This is a genomic window from Flavobacterium cheonhonense (assembly GCF_035671315.1).
Lineage (GTDB): Bacteria > Bacteroidota > Bacteroidia > Flavobacteriales > Flavobacteriaceae > Flavobacterium > Flavobacterium cheonhonense.
The window spans coordinates 51,253-70,149 of the sequence record NZ_JAXAVY010000006.1 but is presented as its reverse complement, the minus strand read 5'-3'; the positions used below and the strand labels follow the sequence as shown (position 1 = coordinate 70,149).

The window sequence follows — 18,897 nt, the reverse complement described above, 5'->3', positions numbered from 1 at the left end:
GCACTCGACTTTACTGTAATAATGCTTTTCGAGACTAAGCGAAAGAGCATTTTATGCTTTTACGTAGGCTTCTTCGTGAACATTAGCCACAGCTCTGCCCGATGGATCATTTAGGTTTTTAAAGGCTTCATCCCATTCTAAAGCAACTTTGGTACTACAAGCCACACTGGCTTCTTGTGGTACGCTTAAAGCCGCTGTATCGCTTGGAAAATGTTCGTTAAAAATGGAACGGTAATAATACTCTTCTTTCGACGTTGGGGTTTGTATCGGAAACTTGTATTTGGCGTTGGCCAATTGCTCATCGGTGATTTCCTGAGCCACCATAGCTTTCAAAGTATCAATCCAACTGTAGCCTACGCCGTCACTGAATTGCTCTTTTTGGCGCCAAGCCACACTTTCGGGTAACATATCTTCAAAAGCTTTGCGCAACACCCATTTTTCCATACGCTCGCCATTGATCATTTTATCTTGTGGGTTGATTCGCATCGCCACATCCATAAACTCTTTGTCTAAAAACGGCACTCGACCTTCGATGCCCCAGGCAGCCAAACTTTTGTTGGCGCGCAAACAATCGTACATGTGGAGTTTGCTCAATTTTCGAACGGTTTCTTCGTGAAACTCTTTAGCATTCGGCGCTTTGTGGAAATACAAATAACCGCCAAACAATTCGTCCGAGCCTTCGCCGGAAAGCACCATTTTGATGCCCATCGATTTGATGACTCTGGCCATTAAATACATAGGCGTAGAAGCCCGAATGGTAGTAACATCGTAGGTTTCTATATTGTAGATCACATCGCGAACAGCATCTAAGCCTTCTTGTATGGTGAATTTGATTTCGTGGTGAATCGTTCCCAAATGATCGGCGACTTTTCGGGCAGCGGCCAAATCGGGCGAACCTTCTAAGCCAACGGCAAAGGAGTGCAATTGCGGATACCAAGCATCAACCGTATCGCCGGATTCGATTCGCTTTTGGGCAAACTTTTTGGCGATGGCCGAAGTGATGGAAGAATCTAATCCGCCGGACAACAATACGCCGTAAGGCACATCGCTCATCAACTGACGGTGAACGGCTGCTTCCAACGCTTTTCTGATTTCTTGAATGCTGGTTTCGTTTGCTTTAACCGCTTCGAACTCGGTCCATTCTCTTTGGTACCATTGCACTAATTCGCCGTCTTTACTCGACAAATAATGGCCAGGCGGAAACAACTCGATTTTGGTACAATAACCTTCTAAAGCTTTCAATTCGGAAGCTACGTAAAATGTTCCGAATTGATCCCAACCCATATACAACGGAATGATTCCCATGTGATCACGAGCAATGAAGTATTCGTCTTTTTCTACATCGTACAAAGCAAATCCGAAGATACCGTTCATTTCGTCTATAAAATGCGGTCCTTTTTCTTGGTAGAGCGCCAAAATAACTTCGCAATCACTTTGGGTTTGGAATTCGTATTTTCCTTCAAATTGTTGACGCAACAATTGGTGGTTGTATATTTCTCCGTTAGCGGCCAAAACCAACCTTCCGTCTTTACTGAACAAAGGTTGTTTACCCGAAGCCGGATCTACAATGGCTAATCTTTCGTGGGCCAAAATGGCTTTATCATTACTGAAAATACCGCTCCAATCCGGACCGCGATGGCGGATGATTTTCGACATTTCCAACACTTGTGGTCTTAAGGTTTCTGATTTTTGCTTTAATTCAAAGGCGCATACAATTCCGCACATAACTTAATTATTTATTTCGATAGGGCAAAGATGCCCTTTTAGTTATAAAACAAAAACATAATATTATTTTTAATTAACATTTTAAACTATAATATGAAAATATGTTTTATTTATAAACTTATTAAAACCAAAAACAAACTGTTTGGTGAAAAATATCAATTTATAGCTTAAGTTTACAAAAGAATAATCACTTATAATTCTGAAGATGATTAACCAGAAAAAAATCATTGTAGTACTTCCCGCATACAATGCCGGCAAAACATTATCGGACACTTACAATGAAATTCCTTTTGAAATTGTAGATGAAGTAATATTAGTTGATGACAACAGTAACGACAACACGAAAGAAATCGCTAAACAACTTGGTATTAAGCACATAATTTCTCATGAAAAAAATTTAGGCTATGGTGGCAATCAAAAAAGTTGTTACAACAAGGCGTTGGAAATTGGCGGCGATATAATCATCATGCTCCATCCGGATTATCAATATACACCCAAGCTAATTCACTCTATGAGTTATTTGATAGCCAACGAGGTTTATCCGGTGGTAATTGGTTCCAGAATTTTAGGCAAAGGCGCTTTGAAAGGCGGAATGCCTTTGTATAAATACGTAGCCAATCGATTTCTGACTTTATTTCAAAACATCTTGATGAATCAAAAATTATCGGAATACCACACGGGTTATCGTGCTTATTCACGAGCAGTATTGGAACAAATTGATTTCAACAAAAACTCGAATGATTTTATTTTCGACAATCAATTCATCGCCCAAATATTTCACAAAGGATTTGAAATTGCGGAAATCACTTGCCCTACTAAATATTTTGAAGACGCTTCATCGATTAATTTTTCGAGAAGTTTAAAATACGGATTAGGGGTTATTAAGATTTCTATTCAATATTTTTTAAGTAAAATTGGAATTCATAAAGCAACTATTTTCAAATCGTGAAGCTTAAAAACACAACCTATAAAAGCAATATCGCCTTATCCATTTTTTTGATGGTTAATTTTTTATTTGCTTTAAAATATATTGCTAGAATAAGTCCATATTATGTATCCTTATCTCTCGGTATTGTTTCATTCTATCTTCTTTTTTGGTTGAAAAGAGAAACAATTATCAAAAAAATACCGGGATTAAAAAAACTAACAATCTTCATACTATCAACTTTTTTGCTTTTCGGTTTAATTATTTTCAAACTAATTGATGTCGAATCATTAAACGTAGACAGGTGGAGTGTCATCACTTCCTTTTGGGACAATTATTTCAAAGGAGATTATGTTTATCTCGCCAAATCAAATGTCGGCAATTATCCCGGTCCTATGCCGTTCTATTTTATTTTGGCTCTACCATTTTATTTCTTAAAAGAGCTAGGATTACTCTCTTTAATGGGGGCAATAGCATTTTACTATTTTTTAGAAAAGACTGTAAAACTAAACCCTGTAAATCATATAGTTCTTCTTTTATCACTAATTAGTTTACCCTATTTATGGGAAGTAGTTTGTAGGAGCAATGTGTTTTTTAATGGTACAATTGTTTTAGCTGTATTAGTATTTTTTAACAATCAAAATACGTTTAACGCAAAAAAAGCAATCCTGACAGGAAGTTTAATAGGCCTTGTTTTGTCTACAAGAAATGTTTTTGTAATTCCTTTTATCATCGCATTTGTTTATGCAATGAAATCAAAAAAAATCACCTTGAAAGAAACTTTGTTAATTGGTATAGCAACGGTAATTACCTTTGGTATAACATTCGTTCCTTTTATATGGAATCACTTTGATGCTTTTTTAACGATGAATCCGTTTATTATTCAATCAAGTTTTTTAATGCCCTTTAAGTTTACTTTGTTTTTTATCTTAACCGCTTTTGTAGCAGGCCTTTATTGTAAAACAGAAAATGAAGTTTATCTGTACAGCGGAATAGTACTTTTTTGCACTATAGCCTTTTACTTTATCTATTGGATTTATCTTCTGGGTTATCAGAAAACTTTCGTCGATAGTTTTGCTGACATATCCTATTTTATCTTGTGTTTGCCTTTTGCACTTTACTATCTAGTAAAGGAAAACTAATTTAATAAAGTTGCACTATAGTGTATTCTTTCCCATTAATTTCCGCAGTATAGCCAATACCATTCCCCATCAAAACTGTACCTAAAGGCGACTGAGGAGAAATCGCAAAAACCGTTTTATCGTTTAGCGTTATTTTAGGCAAAGCGGTACTAACAAACAAGCACATGCGATTGGTTTGTACCAAACTGCCTAAAGCCACTTTTTGATGTACAACCGAGGCATCAATTTTATCCAATACGGCTTTTTGGGCTAGAACTTCCTGCAACTTATGGTTGAGTTTTTCTTGTTCCAAATGCATCATCGACAAAGCCGTTTCGTGTTTGTCGCCTGCGGAACCTTTGGCATCGTTTTGTGCGTCATCAGTCAACCCGGAAATCATGTCTTGGAAAACATCAATGCGGTCTTGAACTAATTGCTTGTAGGATTGGAGGATTTGTTGTTTCACTATAGATAATTGGATCTTTAGACTAACTTAGACTTCTTAGATCTATAATTCTTACTTTCTAAGAAGTGTAAAAATCTAAGAAGTCGGATTTAAAAATCAAACTTATAATTCGCGCCACCCAACACTTGTAATCCTTGCACCGGAAAATTCAACCAACGTTGGTAATCTTGGTTGGCTAAATTGTTGCCTTTTAAGAAAAAGGTCAAACGCTCGCTGTGTTTGTAACCGATGTGTGCATTCAAGTCGAAGAAACTGTCTAAGGTAACTTCGGTGTCAAAAGTTGGTTGCGTTAAAGAAGCAAAATGGGCAAAATCTTTTCTCTCACCTACAAAGAACACATTAGTACCGGCGTACCATTTTTGAGTAATGTTCACGTCTAAACTGGCGCCTAATTTTAAAGCCGGTAAATTCCAAGCTTCGCTTTCAACATCGGTCGAATAGCTACTGAAAGTACCGTTAATGCCAAAAGCCACATTTTTAGAGAAATCGGCTTTCAACTCACCAAAGAAACTTACGGTTTTAAGTTTGTCATACACCACATTAAAGGAATTGCCGTATTGATAACCTTCAAAACCAACTAATTCTTCGTAGCCGTTGCTTTTGAATAAGGCGCGATTGTCTTCGTTTAGATAAGAACCGCGAATGTTGTAGCTTACACTGTTGGCTAACTTTCCTTTCAACCCTACATAAATATCATATTTCTGATCGGTTGGCGCCACCATCAAGGTTGGAGAAACAAAGAAATTCTCTTGTACAAAATCGCGATAAGAATTTTGCTTCAGTCCGCCTTCCAATCCGGCATAAAAAATCATCAAATCGCCTACCACTCTGTATGAACCGGTCACTTGCGGATAGATGAAAAACTTGCTTTCGCCTTGTTCCTGAGCAGCGCTGTAAAAGAAACCTACTCCGGCATTCACCGTTAAATCATCTTTTTGGATTTTGATACTCGGTTGAAAACCTACATTGGTAAAACCGTATTTTATACCCGCATTCCCAACCATGTTTTTGTCGAATGAACCACTGATGTAATCCAATACAAAATCGGCTTTTATTTTTTGTTCTACAATATCAAACTCTAGTGATGGCTTGGCCACAAAACGATTTTCAGCCGAGCCGAAAGCATCCCAAAAACGGGTAAATTTAACCGAACTTTCTTTTAAGATGTTGTTCAATCCTAATCTACCGCCAACATATAAAGTATGGTACGTTTGCTGCTCATCTATGGTAGCCAAAGTCTCCGGCGTAATGGTTCCGGGATAAAAACCGTACCAATTGTAAATTTGGTGTTGGTAACCCAAATCGGCGTTCCAGTTCATCGTATTGGTGCGACTTCCGTAAGTTAAATCCAAAGTAGTATTCATGAATTTATCATCTAAAAACACGCCGTCAATGCCTCCTTGCGAGGAACTGTGGCGTAACGAGCCACCAAAGTAATCCGTGTTGCTTATGTTTTCCGTTACAAACAATTCCGCGTTCACCGTACCGAAATTTCCGGCCGCTAAGGTCAGATAGTTACTGAAGATTTTTTCTTGAGGCGATTTGTCAACACCGGCGGCTTTTCCTTTAGCAGGTGCAAAAGTCGACGCTACCGGAAACGAAAAAATAGTGTATTTGATGTTTTCCTTTTTTTGGGTTTCTTCGTCGTCCAACGAAGGCGTTTCTTTTACTTTAAAAGCATCGGATATCGTTGGCGTGTAAGGTTTCACCACGTTTACTACTTCGGTTCCGATGTTTTCGTCTTTCTTTTGGGCGAAAACGATTTGGGTTACAAAAAGGATGGCTGCTATATATTTTACTTGTTTCATATCTAATTAAAATTACACAGAGGTTCACAGAGAAACTCGGAGATTCACAGAGAAATTTATTCGGTTACAGAAGAATTCGTTTTAGCGGCTTCGCCTTTGATGGTATCCAATTCGGTTTGTGCTTCGGCTACTACATCAGGATAAGCGGTGAAATTTTTAATCACACTGTCCAAAATGGATGTCGCACTGAAGTTGTCTTTCAACTGGTAATAGTTTTTAGCCATAATTACCAACCCTTTAGCCCCGAAATACTTGTAGCCTGAATATTCTTTAGCTAATTTTTGAACGGTTTTGTTCGAGTCTTCAAACTTGCCGTCTTTGTGTTTGAAATACGCTTCGTAATACAACGCTTCAGCCGCTAATTCGCCTTTAGCAATAGTTAGCAATTTGGCATAAGCGGTTCGGGCTTTGGCTTCGTCGTTCACCTGAATTGCCGCTCTGGCTACTATGATTTGCGCATCACTTTTGACTTTATTATCGGTTTTAGGATTCGCTAAAACTTTATCAGCATAAACCACAGCATTCGTGTAATCTTTTTGCTCATAATACGCTCTCATTAAATTGGCTTGCGCGAAAGTCACATTCTGAGGAAAATCAGCCTCTGTTTCCAAACGTTTTAAAACCGGAACGGCTTTGGTGTAATCGTTTTTCTTGAGGTGAATTTCACACAAACGCGCCAAGGATTGCTCCGTAAATTCACTGCGACTTTTGCTGATTACAAACTCGTAACCCGAAACCGCATTGGCTTCCAAACCGTCGGCATAATACGATTGCGCTAAGTAGAAATTGGCTTTCAGCGCGTGAATCCCGTTCGGGAATTTCGACACATAACTACTCAAACCTGAAATGGCTTGTTTGGTATTGTTTTGCAAGTATTGTTTTTCGGCAGCTTCGTAGGTATCGTTATCCAATTCGGCATCAGATACTTCCACAAAATCGAGTGTTCTAACCCACGATGCATATTCGTCTACTTTACCGTTATCCATGTAAATCAAACGCGCCGTTGAAACCGCTTCTAAGGCTTCGGGAGTTCTCGGATAATCGGCGGCTACTTTTTTGAATTTAGCCAAAGCCAATTCGTCTTTCTGACCGTTGTAATACACCAAACCTTGACGCAAAACCGCTTTGGAAGCAAAGGAACCATTTTTGAATTCGGCCAACAATTGGTCATACGTTTTCACGGCTAAATCTGTTTTGTTCTCGGCCACATACGTATTTCCTAATTCGAACAACGCATCATCGCGGTATTTTGAAGTTTTGAAATTTTGTAAAAACTTATTGAAATCTTCAATCTTTCTGTCGTTGCGCGATACAAATCCGTAACTCAACGCTTTTTGGAAAGCGGCGTAATCCGCGTCAATGCCTTTCATTTCAATTGCTTTGTTATAAGCATCCATAGCCGGCCAGTATTTGGAAGTAACAAAGCGAGAATCTCCCAAACGCAAATACGCATCGTTCAAACGCACTTTGTCGTCTTTGTTAGTATCGATATAACTTTGGAAATAATTTCCGGCTTGCTCGTATTCTTTTTGTTTGAAATAAGCGTAGGCGATATTGTAATTGATATTTTTGTATTCCGGTGTTTCTTTGGCGGCAGCGTAGCCCAAAAATTGTTTGAAACTCAACAACGCTTCGCTGAAATTATCCAAAACATACTCGGTTTCGCCTTTCCAAAACGTGGCTCTGGCGGTGAATTTTTCGGTTCTGGCTGTGGTTGCCGATTTTTTAAACATGACCAAAGCTTCTTGGTAATTTCCGTCGGTGTACAATTCGATACCGCGGTAGAATGTTACTTTTTGATAGGCCGGTTTGTTGGTTTCGGTATTGTTTTTCTCTAATAAAACCAAGGCGTCTTTATAGTTTTTCGAGGTGATGTACGAGTTAATCAACAGCGTCTCAATTTCTATCTTACTTGGCGAATTCGGATACTTGGCCAAGAAAGCTGCCAATACGTCCGGAATCGATTGGTAAGAGTTTCCGATTTCGTAACTCAATTTGGCGTAATTTAAGTTCGCATCTTCCTGAATGGCTTTGTCGAAATCCATTTCTGAAGCACTTTTGAAAGCGTTCAAAGCCTGTTGCTTTTTATCGGTTTTGAAATAACATTCTCCCAAATGGTAATAGCCGTTTTGAGCCACAAAATCTTTTCCGTCTATGATTTTATTGAATTGCAAAATGGCATTTTCATAGTCTTTTTGCATGTAATAAGCATAACCCAATTGGTAAAAATCGGTATTACTCCATTTGCCTTTTTTGCCTTTGTATTCTTTTAGATACGGCAGCGCTTTATCGTATTGTTTTAAGTTGAAATAACTCTCGCCTATAATTTTATTCAATTCCGATTTTTCGACAGCATTGGAATTCGGCATAGCGGTCAATCCGGCCTCAATGGCTTTTTCAAACTCTCCGGCTTTGAAATGCATATCGGCTTTGAAATAGGACAATTTCTCTTTGTACTTTTCTTCGTTTTCTACTTTTTGAAAATACTTATTGGCATCTTGATAATTGTTGTCTTCATACTTCATGAAGCCCAAATAGTAATTGGCCTGCGTGCCGTATTCTTTAGAGTTTACCACTTTTTTAAAGTACTCATCGGCTTCTTTTTTATTACCGGCAGTAAAATAAGCATAGCCTTTTTGGAAAGTGAATTTCTCGGATTGCTCGTAAGTCAGCGCACTTTCGTCTACTTTATCAAAGTACTGTAACGCTTGAGGAAACTTCCCTTGTTCGAAATAATACTGCGCCACTTCAATATACGCTTGATTTTGCTTGGAACTGGTGGGATAATCTTTGACAAATTTTTCCATCAATTCATCGGCATTCGATTGGTTCAAATGAATGGCACAATTGGCGATATAGTAGGCGCAATCAGCCGCTACTTCTTGTTCTTTATTGTTTTGCTTCACTCGCTCAAATAAAATTTGGGCGGATTGGTATTGCTTGTCTTTGTACAACAATACGGCTTTGTCAAACTCGGATAACTCGTGAGTGTAAATAGCAGATTGTTGGGCGGAAATCGTTGGAACTGCTGACAATCCCAACAAAAATGATAACATTAAAACGTTACGCATGGTGAATTTTTTTATTTATTCAAAAATATTACTCTAAAACCTATAACGCAAAAAGCCTGTTATTTATTATAAACATTGTTGTAAACAATTTTTTTAGACGAAGAGACGAGAGACTAAGAGATATGAGACACCAAAACGACTCTTTCTTTCATCAATGCGTCTATTATCACTCATCTATCCGTATATCCCTCCATTATTATTTCTCTCCAAACCAATTTTAAAAATATATTTTGAAATCAAGCCTTATCTTTATTACTTTTACCCAATAAACCCAATTAGCCATGTCAGCAACAGTTTTGTCTTTGAAAAACGTTACCATTTATCAAGAAAATCGTGTGATTTTATCACAAGTCAACTTGGAAGTTAAAGAAGGTGAATTCCTTTATATCATTGGTAAAACCGGGACCGGCAAAAGTAGTTTTATGAAAACGTTGTACGGCGATTTGCCTTTAACAGAAGGCAGCGGTACTATTGTTGGCTATGATTTGGTGAATTTAAAAGAGAAAGACATTCCGTTTTTGAGACGTAAAATCGGAATAGTATTTCAAGATTTCCAATTGTTGTTAGACCGAAGCGTTAACGAAAATATGTTGTTTGTGTTGAAAGCCACCGGCTGGACAGACAAACAAGAAATGCAAGATAAAATTGATGACGTTTTGGACCGCGTAGGTTTAAAAGGCATTGCCAACAAAATGCCACACCAACTTTCGGGTGGAGAACAACAAAGAGTGGCCATTGCCCGAGCTTTGCTGAACGATCCCGAATTGATTTTGGCCGATGAACCTACCGGAAACTTAGATCCGCAAACGAGCGCTGAAGTTTTGGGCGTATTGCGAAAAATCAACGAGAACGGCAAAACCGTAATCATGGCTACGCACGATTATGCATTGTTGATGAAATTCCCATCGAAAACCTTGAAATGCGAAGACAATACTATTTTTGAAGTCGTACAAAAAACCGTTTAAATCGGTCGGTTTCGATTAATGCTTTAGCCAAAAGCAAGAAGACAATCGGGAAAGTTATCACATGAAAGCGATCGCCTTGACCGCAGGATATACCGGATAAAATTATCGTATACAATACAAACAGCGCCATCAAAGCGTAAACTGACTTTGGTATGAATAGCTTTCGCACAAAATAAAGAGAAACCAAAACGCCTAACACGGTAAACAATCGGTTTTGCCATTTGGACAAGTTAAAAGCAACAGTTTTCCAAAAAGTAAAATTGCTACTTCCTCTTTTATTTTCTAAATCGAAAACACAGGCATTACCCGATTTGGTGTTTTCCAAAAGGTTATCAAAATACGCTTTAACTACGTTGGGAAAGTTGGTTTTGATTTGGAGAATGGCATCTTCTTTAGCCACTCGTTTTTGGTCCGTAAAAAGCAAACTGAACAAATACTCCGCTCTGGGATTGTTGATTTGATGGTATTCCTTGCCGTTTTTAAAACATTCCGCTTTGCTGAACAAATAATTGTGATAGGTAACGCCATCAATGTAACTGATGGTAAAATCGCCGTATTGGACTTTCATTCCGACCAGTTGAATCAAAATCATCAACACACTGCCGTAAATTAAAATCATCGCTTTGGCTTTGTGATTTTTCAGAAGCGTTTTGATAAAAAACAATAGGATTAATATCGCCAAAAACTTCGCGCCGGGCTTGATTAACATACTCGACAGCAACAAAGACAAGCTGAAGGACAAAAACCAAAAGTTGTTGGTTTTGAAATAGCGAAACAAACTGTAAAAGGCCAACACAATAAAAAACGTGTAAATGTTTTCCGTAAGCAAATGGTAATTGAGCACCGCGTTGCCGATAATAAAAAACGGCAGTATGGCCACAATAAAAGCTACTTTCGTTTTCAAAAAATCTTTGGCAATTTGAAACAGCAATAACGAAGTACCTAACCAACACATGACGTTTACTATCAAACTCCATTGCAAAATACCGGCATCAGAACTCCCAAACAAATACGGTAATCCGGTTATGAAAGCCATTACCATCGGACGGTAATAATGTCCGGTAAATTTTAAATACATCTTTTGAGCCGATTCCAAATAATTAGAAGCATCGGGATACAACAAAGTCTGTCGGTCGAGTTGCAACAACACATTCAGCACTTCCAACCAAAGCAATCCGATGAGCACTAACAGTAGCGAGTAGCGGTATTTTTGAATAAAGGTTAGCACTATTGGTCTTTTTTATAAACGTGTGGATTTTCTTTGAGGCCTTTTTTAAAGACTTTTCGAATGCCCATTCGCAAGAAGGTGTCGGCTTGTAAAATCAAATCGGCCAGTTTGTTTTCGGGGCGACCGCGGAAAGAAGTCACATGAAAAGTATCTTCGGCCAACAATGGTTTTTCGGAAAAATAATAATTCGACACACAACGACGATAACCGTCAAAAACCACAGGAGAAACGGAATGCAGCGAATGACTGTGGGTTTCCATAATGGCCAAACGATTAAATTTACTGTGAATGGTAATGGGCGATTGCGACAAACCGTTAGGCCACAGCTCCAAATTACCGCCGTGAGCTTCTTCCCAATCCGGTGTGACGTAATACAATAAATTCAGCACACGCCACAAGTTGCGGTCTTTGTCGTGTGAATTATCCAAATGCGGATTCAAAAACTGATTTTGTCCCATTAAGGAAATTCCGCCGGCGTATAAATTTTCGTCGGGAATGGGTTTCTCTATACCACAAACTTCACCGATTAACGCCACGATTCGCGGATCTTGAAAAGCATATATAATATCTTCCAGCAACGAATGGTATAAATTCATTTGTGCCGCGATGTACTTGTCTTCGCGCAAGCTTTTTTTGAGCACCATTGCTTCCGGTTTAGGGAATACGGCAGCAATTTCCTGCGCCACAGCTTCAGGCAGCAAGTCATCCACAAAACCATAACGAATAGGTGTGTTTTCTTTATTAAAGTCGGCTAGCAACTGCGATTTTTGCGCTTGCAATTTTTCAAAAATGGAATTCGCTAAATCAATTCGGTTCATCTTGTAATAGTTGCCAAAAAATATATTTTCTTTGTAAAGGTATTATTTAATTCCGTTTTCTAAATGATTTCAGTGCTAATTCCGACATACGATTACAACACTTTACCGTTGGTAACGGAATTGCACCAACAATTGTCGGTAGCCGATATCGCCTTTGAAATTATTGTTCAAGATGATGCTTCGCCGCTGAATTCGAACACCGACAACAATCAAAAAATCAACCTCTTATCCGACTGTCGCTTTGAGAGAAACGATACTAATTTAGGGCGCGGACAAAATCGGAATGCATTAATTCAAAAAGCCCAATTCGATTGGGTATTGTTGATGGATTGCGATATGTTTCCTAAATCGAAAGGATTCATTCAAAACTATATCCATCAAATTCAAAACAGCAATCATTCCGTTTACTTTGGCGGCTTGCAATACCGAGCTGAAAAACCTGAAAAATCACAACTGTTGCGTTGGGTTTTCGGGAAAAGTCGGGAAGAAATTCCGCTGTCCAAACGACAATCTCATCCGTATGATTATTGTTTGATTTCGAACATATTGATTCGCAAAACGGTCTTATTAGAACATCCGTTCAACACTGCCATTTACCAATACGGCTACGAAGACTTGGTTTTTATTTTGGAATTGAAAAAGCATCGCATTCCGATTATTCATTTAGAAAATGAAGCTTTTCACTTGAATTTAGAAAGTTCTGCAATTTTTTTGGAGAAATTCCACAGCTCGTTACAAAACTTACAATGGATTTTGGACCATCAAATTTTACAAGCTCAAGACACGGCTTTGACTCGAACATACGCGAAAATCAGTAAATTCGGTTTGACGAGACTGGCCGCTTTTTGTTTCCGAATCAGCCAATCGTTGATGACCAAACAATTGTTATCGGCTAAGCCTTCGTTATTCGTATTCGATTTGTATCGTTTGGGTTATTTTTGTAAACTAAATCTCCGCTAATGCCGTTTTTCTCTGTCATAATTCCGGTTTACAACAAGGCTTCTTTTGTTGGCGAAACACTTAAAAGTGTGTTGGCACAAACGTACACCGATTTTGAAATCATCCTGATTAATGACGGTTCAACCGATGCAAGCGAAACGGTAATCCAAGGTTTTAACGACAGTCGAATTCGCTATTTCCGAAAAGAAAATGAAGGCGTTGCGGTGGCTAGAAATGAAGGTATTGCAAAGGCTCAAGGCGATTTTATTTGCTTTTTAGATGCAGATGATTATTGGCTCCCGAACTTTTTGACTACTTTCAAAAAACAGATTGATGCTTTGCCCAATCACAAAATTTTTTCTTGTGCAGTTGCGATTGAAACCACCAAAAAGATTATCCCGGCGCAATATGCCTTGGACAAGATAACCGATTTTCAAATCGTGGATTTTTTTGAAGCGAGTCGTAAAGAATGCATCTTATGGACTTCCGCTACGGTCATTCATAAAAGCGTTTTTGAGAAAATCGGCACTTTCGATAATCAAATCAAAAAAGGCGAAGATACCGAGTTGTGGATGCGCATCGGTTTGCACTACACTATTGGCTTTATCGGCACTGTATTAGCCCAATACCGTTACGATGCGAACAGTATTTCCAGAAATTGGCACTACTATTTTGAACCTTATACTTTTGAAAAATATGCTGTTTTGGAAAAAGAGAACAGCAAGTTGAAACATTTCCTTGATCAAAACCGATTTTCAGCGGTCATCAAATGCAAGTTGAACGGCGATACCGAAACAGCCAAACAATTGTACAACCAAATCGATTTAGACGAATTGGGCTTGAAAAAAACTATTTTAATGGAAATGCCAAATCCGATTTTGCGTCTTTTGGTTTGGATAAAAAATACCGCTGCCGGCTACGGTTTAGGAAATTCAGTTTTTAGATAGTAGGAATTCGTTATAATCTCTGATGTAATCTGCCTCTTCAAAGATATCAGAAGCAATCACCAAACAAACCGAACCGGAAGAAAAATTTTCCAATTCACGCCAAATGCCATTCGGAATCCATAATCCTTCGTTGGGTTTATTGAGCGTAACCGAAATTTTGTCTTTGCCATCGGTTAACACTACCGTAAAACTGCCGCTCAAAGCCACTAAAAATTCCTGTTGTACTTTGTGTGAATGACCGCCGCGTTCAGCACCACTCGGCACATCGTACAAATAATACACGCGTTTCATGGCAAACGGAATCACATCGCCTTCGATGACGGAAAGATTACCACGAACATCCTGAATTTTGGGGATTGGCAGTATTTTAATGTTGGCTACAGTGGTCATTTATTCGTTTAATAATTGTTGCCAAGCTTGTGTAATGGCATTCAAAGATAAATGTTCTACGCTTTGCTTGGCGTTATTTTTACAGTTTCGGTATAAATTTTCGTCGGCTATGAACAAATTCATCGCGTTGGCTAAGGCTTGCGGCTTGTGGTTTTCGACTAACAAACCGTTAACTTCATTCCGCACAATTTCATTCGGACCGCTCTCACAATCTACTGAAATCACCGGAGTTCCGGCGGCTAAAGATTCTATTAACGACATCGGAAAACCTTCGAAACGGCTGGTTAAAAGCGTCGCTTTCGCATGCTGAATATAAGACAACACTTCTTTTTGAAAAGGAATAATGGTCACGAATTGTCCCAATTGCTTTTGCTGAATCTTAGCCGCTATTTTGTTTTTATCCGAACCATCGCCTAATAAAACCAAGTGAACGCCTTTCGCTTTAGCTTCCGACAATTCATAACCATCAAGTAAGAGCGACAAGTTTTTGATAGCATCTTCCAATCGGCCAAAAAACAAAAAATAGGTTTCAGGCAAACCGCTTGGTTTATCGCTTACCGCATCCGTAAAAATCACCGGATTGTAAATGGTTTGGGTATTGGTCAAATCATATTGCGCTTGGATTTTTTGCTCAATCGCTTTGGAAACTGTTACGATTTTAGTGGCTTTCGTGTAAAGGTATTTTGCCCAAAATCGCGATTTCGGGAAGTACATTTCCAAATTGGCGCTATGCACCATAAAGTAAGTTTTTCGTTGTCCGTAAATCCATTTAGTAAAAATTTCGCGGACTAACATCGGTCGGGAACGAAGATCGATAATCGTATCAATTTGGTTGTCGTGCAAATAGCGCGCGATGTATTTTCCCTTTTTAACCGCGCGGAAAACACCTTGTTCTTGGGCAAACATTTTTCCCAAATTGACCAATCTCCCTTCATACTCATAAGTCACAAAATCGAGAATAATAAGGTGGTGAATTTCGTATCCCAAACCGTGCAACATAGTGCCTAACATAGCTGCAAAACGCTCGGCACCGCCAACACCCAGTGAAGCGGAAACTATAGCGATTTTGCGATTGTTGTTCATTTCTTACTTATATTGCAACGTATTTAAAACGCAGCGGTTATTTTGGCTGTGTAAATATAGGAAGATAATGAAGATTTTACTCATTGGAGAATACAGTCGGCTACACAATTCTTTAAAAGAAGGCTTGCTTTCTTTGGGACACGACGTAACTATTTTGGGTTTCAATGATGGTTTTAAGGCGTATCCGGTCGATTTTCCGTTGGTAAAGAAATGGGATAGCGGATTACTGAAAAAAGTAAAATTAGCCGTTTTACAACTGACCGGTTTTGATTTAACTTCTTATTTCACTTATCGGCAATTTTGCAAAAACCAAGCTTATTTTCAAGGTTTTGATGTAGTGCAGCTGATTAATGAAAATAGTTTTTATTGCGATTATCGTTATGAAACTAAAATCCTGAACTATTTATTTCGCCACAACACAAAAGTGTTTTTGCTGAGTTGTGGCGACGATTATGTGCATGTGAATTACAATTTCAACCATCCGGACAATCCTTCGATAGTTCAGCCGTATTTAGCGGGTAAAATTGCCGACAAAGCCTTTTCGAATGTGTTGAAGTTCCGAACACCATCGTTCAAAAAACTCCACCATTTTATCCAAGAAAAATGCAGCGGCGTAATTGCTTCTGATTTAGATTATCATCTGCCATGGCAAAACCAACCGAAGTATTTGGGCCTGATTCCGAATCCGATTAACTTGGATAAACTCGACTACATCCCGATGGAAATTGACGATACCATTGAAATTTTCCATGGCATCAACCGAGAAAGTTACTTTAAAAAAGGCAATGATTTTTTTGAAAAAGCCTTGACTATTATCCAAGAAAAATATCCGGAAAAAGTGACTATCACAGTTACCGAGAATGTGCCGTATGCGGAATACATTAACCGTTACAACCGATCACACATCATATTAGATCAACTCTATGGTCATGACCAAGGGTACAATGCGTTAGAAGCGATGGCGAAAGGCAAAGTGGTTTTTACCAATGCTTCTGCCCTATTTGCAAAACACTATGATTTAAATGAAAGAGTGGCTGTTAATGCCTTATCCGATGTAGATTATTTGGTGGCGGAACTTTCGGCTTTGATTGAAAACCCGGAAATGATAATGGCTATTGGAAAAAATGCTCGAACGTTTATTGAACGAGAACATCACTACAAAAAAATAGCAGAAAAATACCTCAACACTTGGTCGAAATAAATTTACTACACACTTAACCACTTCATCATGAGTGGCATTTCACCTTCCCAATCTCTGGAAATATCGGTTTTTAAAAGCTTTGCAGGAATACCACCAATTAAAATATTCTGACCTACAGAAGAATAATCTTTGGTACACAAACTATTGGAGGCTATTGAACAATAATCAGGTGTTTTTGTTCCAGCTAAAACAGTAACACGATTACTGATATAGTTAAAATTTCCGATTCGTATAGGTGTTGTCATTGGGTATTTTTCACCGGTAACAGTGTTCATCATTTGGTGCGCTGTGGTATCGCTGAGTTGTGATTCGAAACCAATTCGGGCAAAATTACCTAACTCGATATTTTCGTAACAAATAATTTTCCCACTATTTCCTAATGAAGCCATATTACCCATTTTTAAACTAGCATTTGGACCAACAAAAACGAAATAATCTTTTCCAAATTGCACATGACCATAAAAAGTTACTGTACCCTCTAAACTTAGTTCAGCTATCCCTTTTGACCTCGACATAATTTCATAAGCTTGTCCGAAACCAATCATCCCTTTTTTCAGCGGTGCATTGATGGTTATTTTTCCTGTGAGATGCTTGAATTTTACACTACCATAAAAATAGACTGGCAATTTAATGGCTTGATTTAGCGGAAACATTCTAAAGTTAAAATATAGAGTCTTTATCCAATTTACGGATATAATAAAAATGCATCTTTGATATAATTTTCGTAATGGTCTCATCCTTGTTCTTTTTTCCTAAAAATAAAATCTTTAAAATCCAGTCTTTGATTTAATTCTTTATACGAAAACCAAATCGAAAATAACATTAAAACTGATAACAATATATATCTAAAAGTTACATTTTCAATACCCAAAGTCAAAAAAGTAATGACACAAATTGAAAAACAAAAAGCGAATAGTTTGTAAAATTCCAATGTGAACTCAAATGAATACTTCTTCTTAGTAATGATTTTCAACCCAAAAAAATGGATGATATAGTTGGCTAAAAAAGTTATTCCTAATCCTTCCAAGCCATAAAAATAATACCCTGAAATATTGGTTAACAAAAAAACCGTATTAAATCCGATTGAAGTTCTGATAAACAATTTAGAATCGCCTTTGGCTATAAGAATGTATCCCATTGACCAAGAAACCGCTTTGAGTATCATTCCTAAAATTCCCCAACAAATCAAGGGAACAATCGGTAAGAATTCTTTTGAATAAAGCAATCTTATTACATTAGGTGCGAATAACAAAAAACCAACCACTATAGGTGTTAATAATAAAACGGCTATAACAGATTGTTCTGTAACCATTTTCTTTACCTGAATATTGTCGGAACAAATCTTTGTCAGCCTAGGGTAATAATCGGTAGCCATTGCTGTAAAAACAATACCTACATATGTATTGAGGATGGTTATTGCCGCACTGTAAAAACCAACTTCGGAAATGCCTTTGTAGTTACCGATGAAAACTTGTACCAGATAAGAGGATAATGTGGTAAGTATACCTATTAAGCTTAATGAAAATCCTAGTAATATTAAATGCTTCCCTTCCATTATTACTTCTTTATTGGTCAGTTTGACTATACCAACATTTATCTTTTTACCAAAATAATAAGCAATAAACATGGCTGCCATTGAGGAAAAAAGTATTGACGGGACAATTCCATCTAATTTTAAAAAATAGTATAATGGTAACGAAATCAAAAATCCTAGTAGGCCGCCGTATAAATTGGCCTTCGCTAAAAAATGAATCTTACTCAATCCCTGTAGTAAAACCAAATTACTAGTGGTAAGTTGCCTAAACAATAGGGTTAATGAAATAAAAACAAATGCCAAAGTATAATTTTCATTACCGAAAGAAATTTTACTTAAAATTGGCGATAAGAATGCTAAAACTAATGCCCCAACTATTCCGGAAATCCAAGCCAAACGTTTTATAACAGAAAATTCTCTGATCAATAAATCGGGCTCTTTCTCGGAAGCTGATATAGCTTTTACTCCACTAGTCTCAAGACCAACATTGGTAAAACCGGAGATTAAACTAATGGCTGCATTAAAAAGACCAATCATTCCTACTCCTGTTGGGCCTATCCACAAAGCAATAAACTTTGATTTAAGTAGCGAAATTAAAATATTCAAAAACTGTACTCCTCCAAAAATTGAAGTCGACTTTATCATTTGGCGGTATGAAGATTGAGAATCCTTCATA

16 protein-coding genes are annotated in these 18,897 nt (G+C 37.9%); 6 read left to right on the top strand and 10 right to left on the bottom strand.

The genetic code is table 11. From position 1 onward, the window contains the following. Positions 1 to 51: 51 nt before the first annotated feature. Positions 52 to 1,725 carry an asparagine synthase B gene (gene asnB, locus SK086_RS11985; RefSeq protein WP_290877924.1) on the bottom strand — a complete coding sequence of 558 codons (1,674 nt, stop codon included), beginning with the start codon at positions 1,723 to 1,725 and terminating at the stop codon, positions 52 to 54. A 205-nt stretch (positions 1,726 to 1,930) separates the two neighbouring features. Between asnB and SK086_RS11980 the strand changes: the two genes are divergently transcribed. Both SK086_RS11980 and SK086_RS11975 read left to right on the top strand, forming a co-directional pair. Continuing rightward, positions 1,931 to 2,674 (top strand): glycosyltransferase family 2 protein, encoded by a 744-nt coding sequence (locus SK086_RS11980; protein ID WP_324691905.1) that lies wholly within the window; start codon positions 1,931 to 1,933, stop codon positions 2,672 to 2,674. Then, on the top strand, positions 2,671 to 3,792 hold the full coding sequence (locus SK086_RS11975; RefSeq protein WP_324691904.1) for a hypothetical protein: 1,122 nt from the start codon (positions 2,671 to 2,673) through the stop codon (positions 3,790 to 3,792). Before SK086_RS11980 ends, SK086_RS11975 begins: the two co-directional genes overlap by 4 nt. Position 3,793: 1 nt before the next feature. On the opposite strand, the gene SK086_RS11970 is transcribed toward SK086_RS11975, so the two are convergent. The 3 genes from SK086_RS11970 to SK086_RS11960 all read right to left on the bottom strand — a co-directional run bounded on the left by SK086_RS11970 (position 3,794) and on the right by SK086_RS11960 (position 9,116). Continuing rightward, positions 3,794 to 4,240 carry a hypothetical protein gene (locus SK086_RS11970; protein ID WP_324691969.1) on the bottom strand — a complete coding sequence of 149 codons (447 nt, stop codon included), beginning with the start codon at positions 4,238 to 4,240 and terminating at the stop codon, positions 3,794 to 3,796. Positions 4,241 to 4,326: 86 nt separating this feature from the next. Next, positions 4,327 to 6,045: a TonB-dependent receptor gene (locus SK086_RS11965; RefSeq protein WP_324691903.1), complete on the bottom strand. Its 1,719-nt coding sequence runs from the start codon at positions 6,043 to 6,045 to the stop codon at positions 4,327 to 4,329. A 56-nt stretch (positions 6,046 to 6,101) separates the two neighbouring features. Beyond that, positions 6,102 to 9,116 carry a tetratricopeptide repeat protein gene (locus tag SK086_RS11960; RefSeq protein WP_324691902.1) on the bottom strand — a complete coding sequence of 1,005 codons (3,015 nt, stop codon included), beginning with the start codon at positions 9,114 to 9,116 and terminating at the stop codon, positions 6,102 to 6,104. 281 nt (positions 9,117 to 9,397) lie between these two features. On the opposite strand from SK086_RS11960, the gene SK086_RS11955 reads away from it, so the two are divergent. Beyond that, the gene (locus SK086_RS11955) at positions 9,398 to 10,081 is read left to right on the top strand and encodes a cell division ATP-binding protein FtsE (protein WP_324691901.1); all 684 of its coding nucleotides are present in this window, start codon (positions 9,398 to 9,400) and stop codon (positions 10,079 to 10,081) included. On the opposite strand, the gene SK086_RS11950 is transcribed toward SK086_RS11955, so the two are convergent. Further along, positions 10,050 to 11,309 (bottom strand): hypothetical protein, encoded by a 1,260-nt coding sequence (locus SK086_RS11950; RefSeq protein WP_324691900.1) that lies wholly within the window; start codon positions 11,307 to 11,309, stop codon positions 10,050 to 10,052. The genes SK086_RS11955 and SK086_RS11950 overlap by 32 nt on opposite strands. Then, positions 11,309 to 12,127: a 2OG-Fe(II) oxygenase gene (locus tag SK086_RS11945; RefSeq protein ID WP_324691898.1), complete on the bottom strand. Its 819-nt coding sequence runs from the start codon at positions 12,125 to 12,127 to the stop codon at positions 11,309 to 11,311. Before SK086_RS11945 ends, SK086_RS11950 begins: the two co-directional genes overlap by 1 nt. 63 nt (positions 12,128 to 12,190) lie before the next feature. On the opposite strand from SK086_RS11945, the gene SK086_RS11940 reads away from it, so the two are divergent. Continuing rightward, positions 12,191 to 13,087: a glycosyltransferase family 2 protein gene (locus SK086_RS11940; RefSeq protein ID WP_290876166.1), complete on the top strand. Its 897-nt coding sequence runs from the start codon at positions 12,191 to 12,193 to the stop codon at positions 13,085 to 13,087. Continuing rightward, the gene (locus SK086_RS11935) at positions 13,087 to 14,013 is read left to right on the top strand and encodes a glycosyltransferase family 2 protein (RefSeq protein ID WP_324691896.1); all 927 of its coding nucleotides are present in this window, start codon (positions 13,087 to 13,089) and stop codon (positions 14,011 to 14,013) included. Before SK086_RS11940 ends, SK086_RS11935 begins: the two co-directional genes overlap by 1 nt. On the opposite strand, the gene SK086_RS11930 is transcribed toward SK086_RS11935, so the two are convergent. Both SK086_RS11930 and SK086_RS11925 read right to left on the bottom strand, forming a co-directional pair. Further along, a complete protein-coding gene (locus SK086_RS11930; protein ID WP_290876170.1) occupies positions 13,999 to 14,403 on the bottom strand; it encodes a sugar 3,4-ketoisomerase in 405 nt (134 codons plus the stop codon). The two genes, SK086_RS11935 and SK086_RS11930, sit on opposite strands and share 15 nt — an antisense overlap. Further along, on the bottom strand, positions 14,404 to 15,486 hold the full coding sequence (locus tag SK086_RS11925) for a glycosyltransferase (RefSeq protein ID WP_324691895.1): 1,083 nt from the start codon (positions 15,484 to 15,486) through the stop codon (positions 14,404 to 14,406). It lies immediately after the preceding gene. A gap of 67 nt (positions 15,487 to 15,553) precedes the next feature. Here SK086_RS11925 and SK086_RS11920 point away from each other — a divergent pair, with 67 nt between their 5' ends. Next, a complete protein-coding gene (locus SK086_RS11920; protein WP_324691894.1) occupies positions 15,554 to 16,687 on the top strand; it encodes a glycosyltransferase in 1,134 nt (377 codons plus the stop codon). Between the two features lie 5 nt (positions 16,688 to 16,692). Here the strand turns inward: SK086_RS11920 and SK086_RS11915 are convergent, their stop codons facing one another. Further along, a complete protein-coding gene (locus tag SK086_RS11915) occupies positions 16,693 to 17,340 on the bottom strand; it encodes an acyltransferase (RefSeq protein ID WP_324691893.1) in 648 nt (215 codons plus the stop codon). 80 nt (positions 17,341 to 17,420) lie between these two features. Further along, positions 17,421 to 18,896 (bottom strand): O-antigen translocase, encoded by a 1,476-nt coding sequence (locus SK086_RS11910; RefSeq protein WP_324691892.1) that lies wholly within the window; start codon positions 18,894 to 18,896, stop codon positions 17,421 to 17,423. Position 18,897 lies beyond the last annotated feature (1 nt).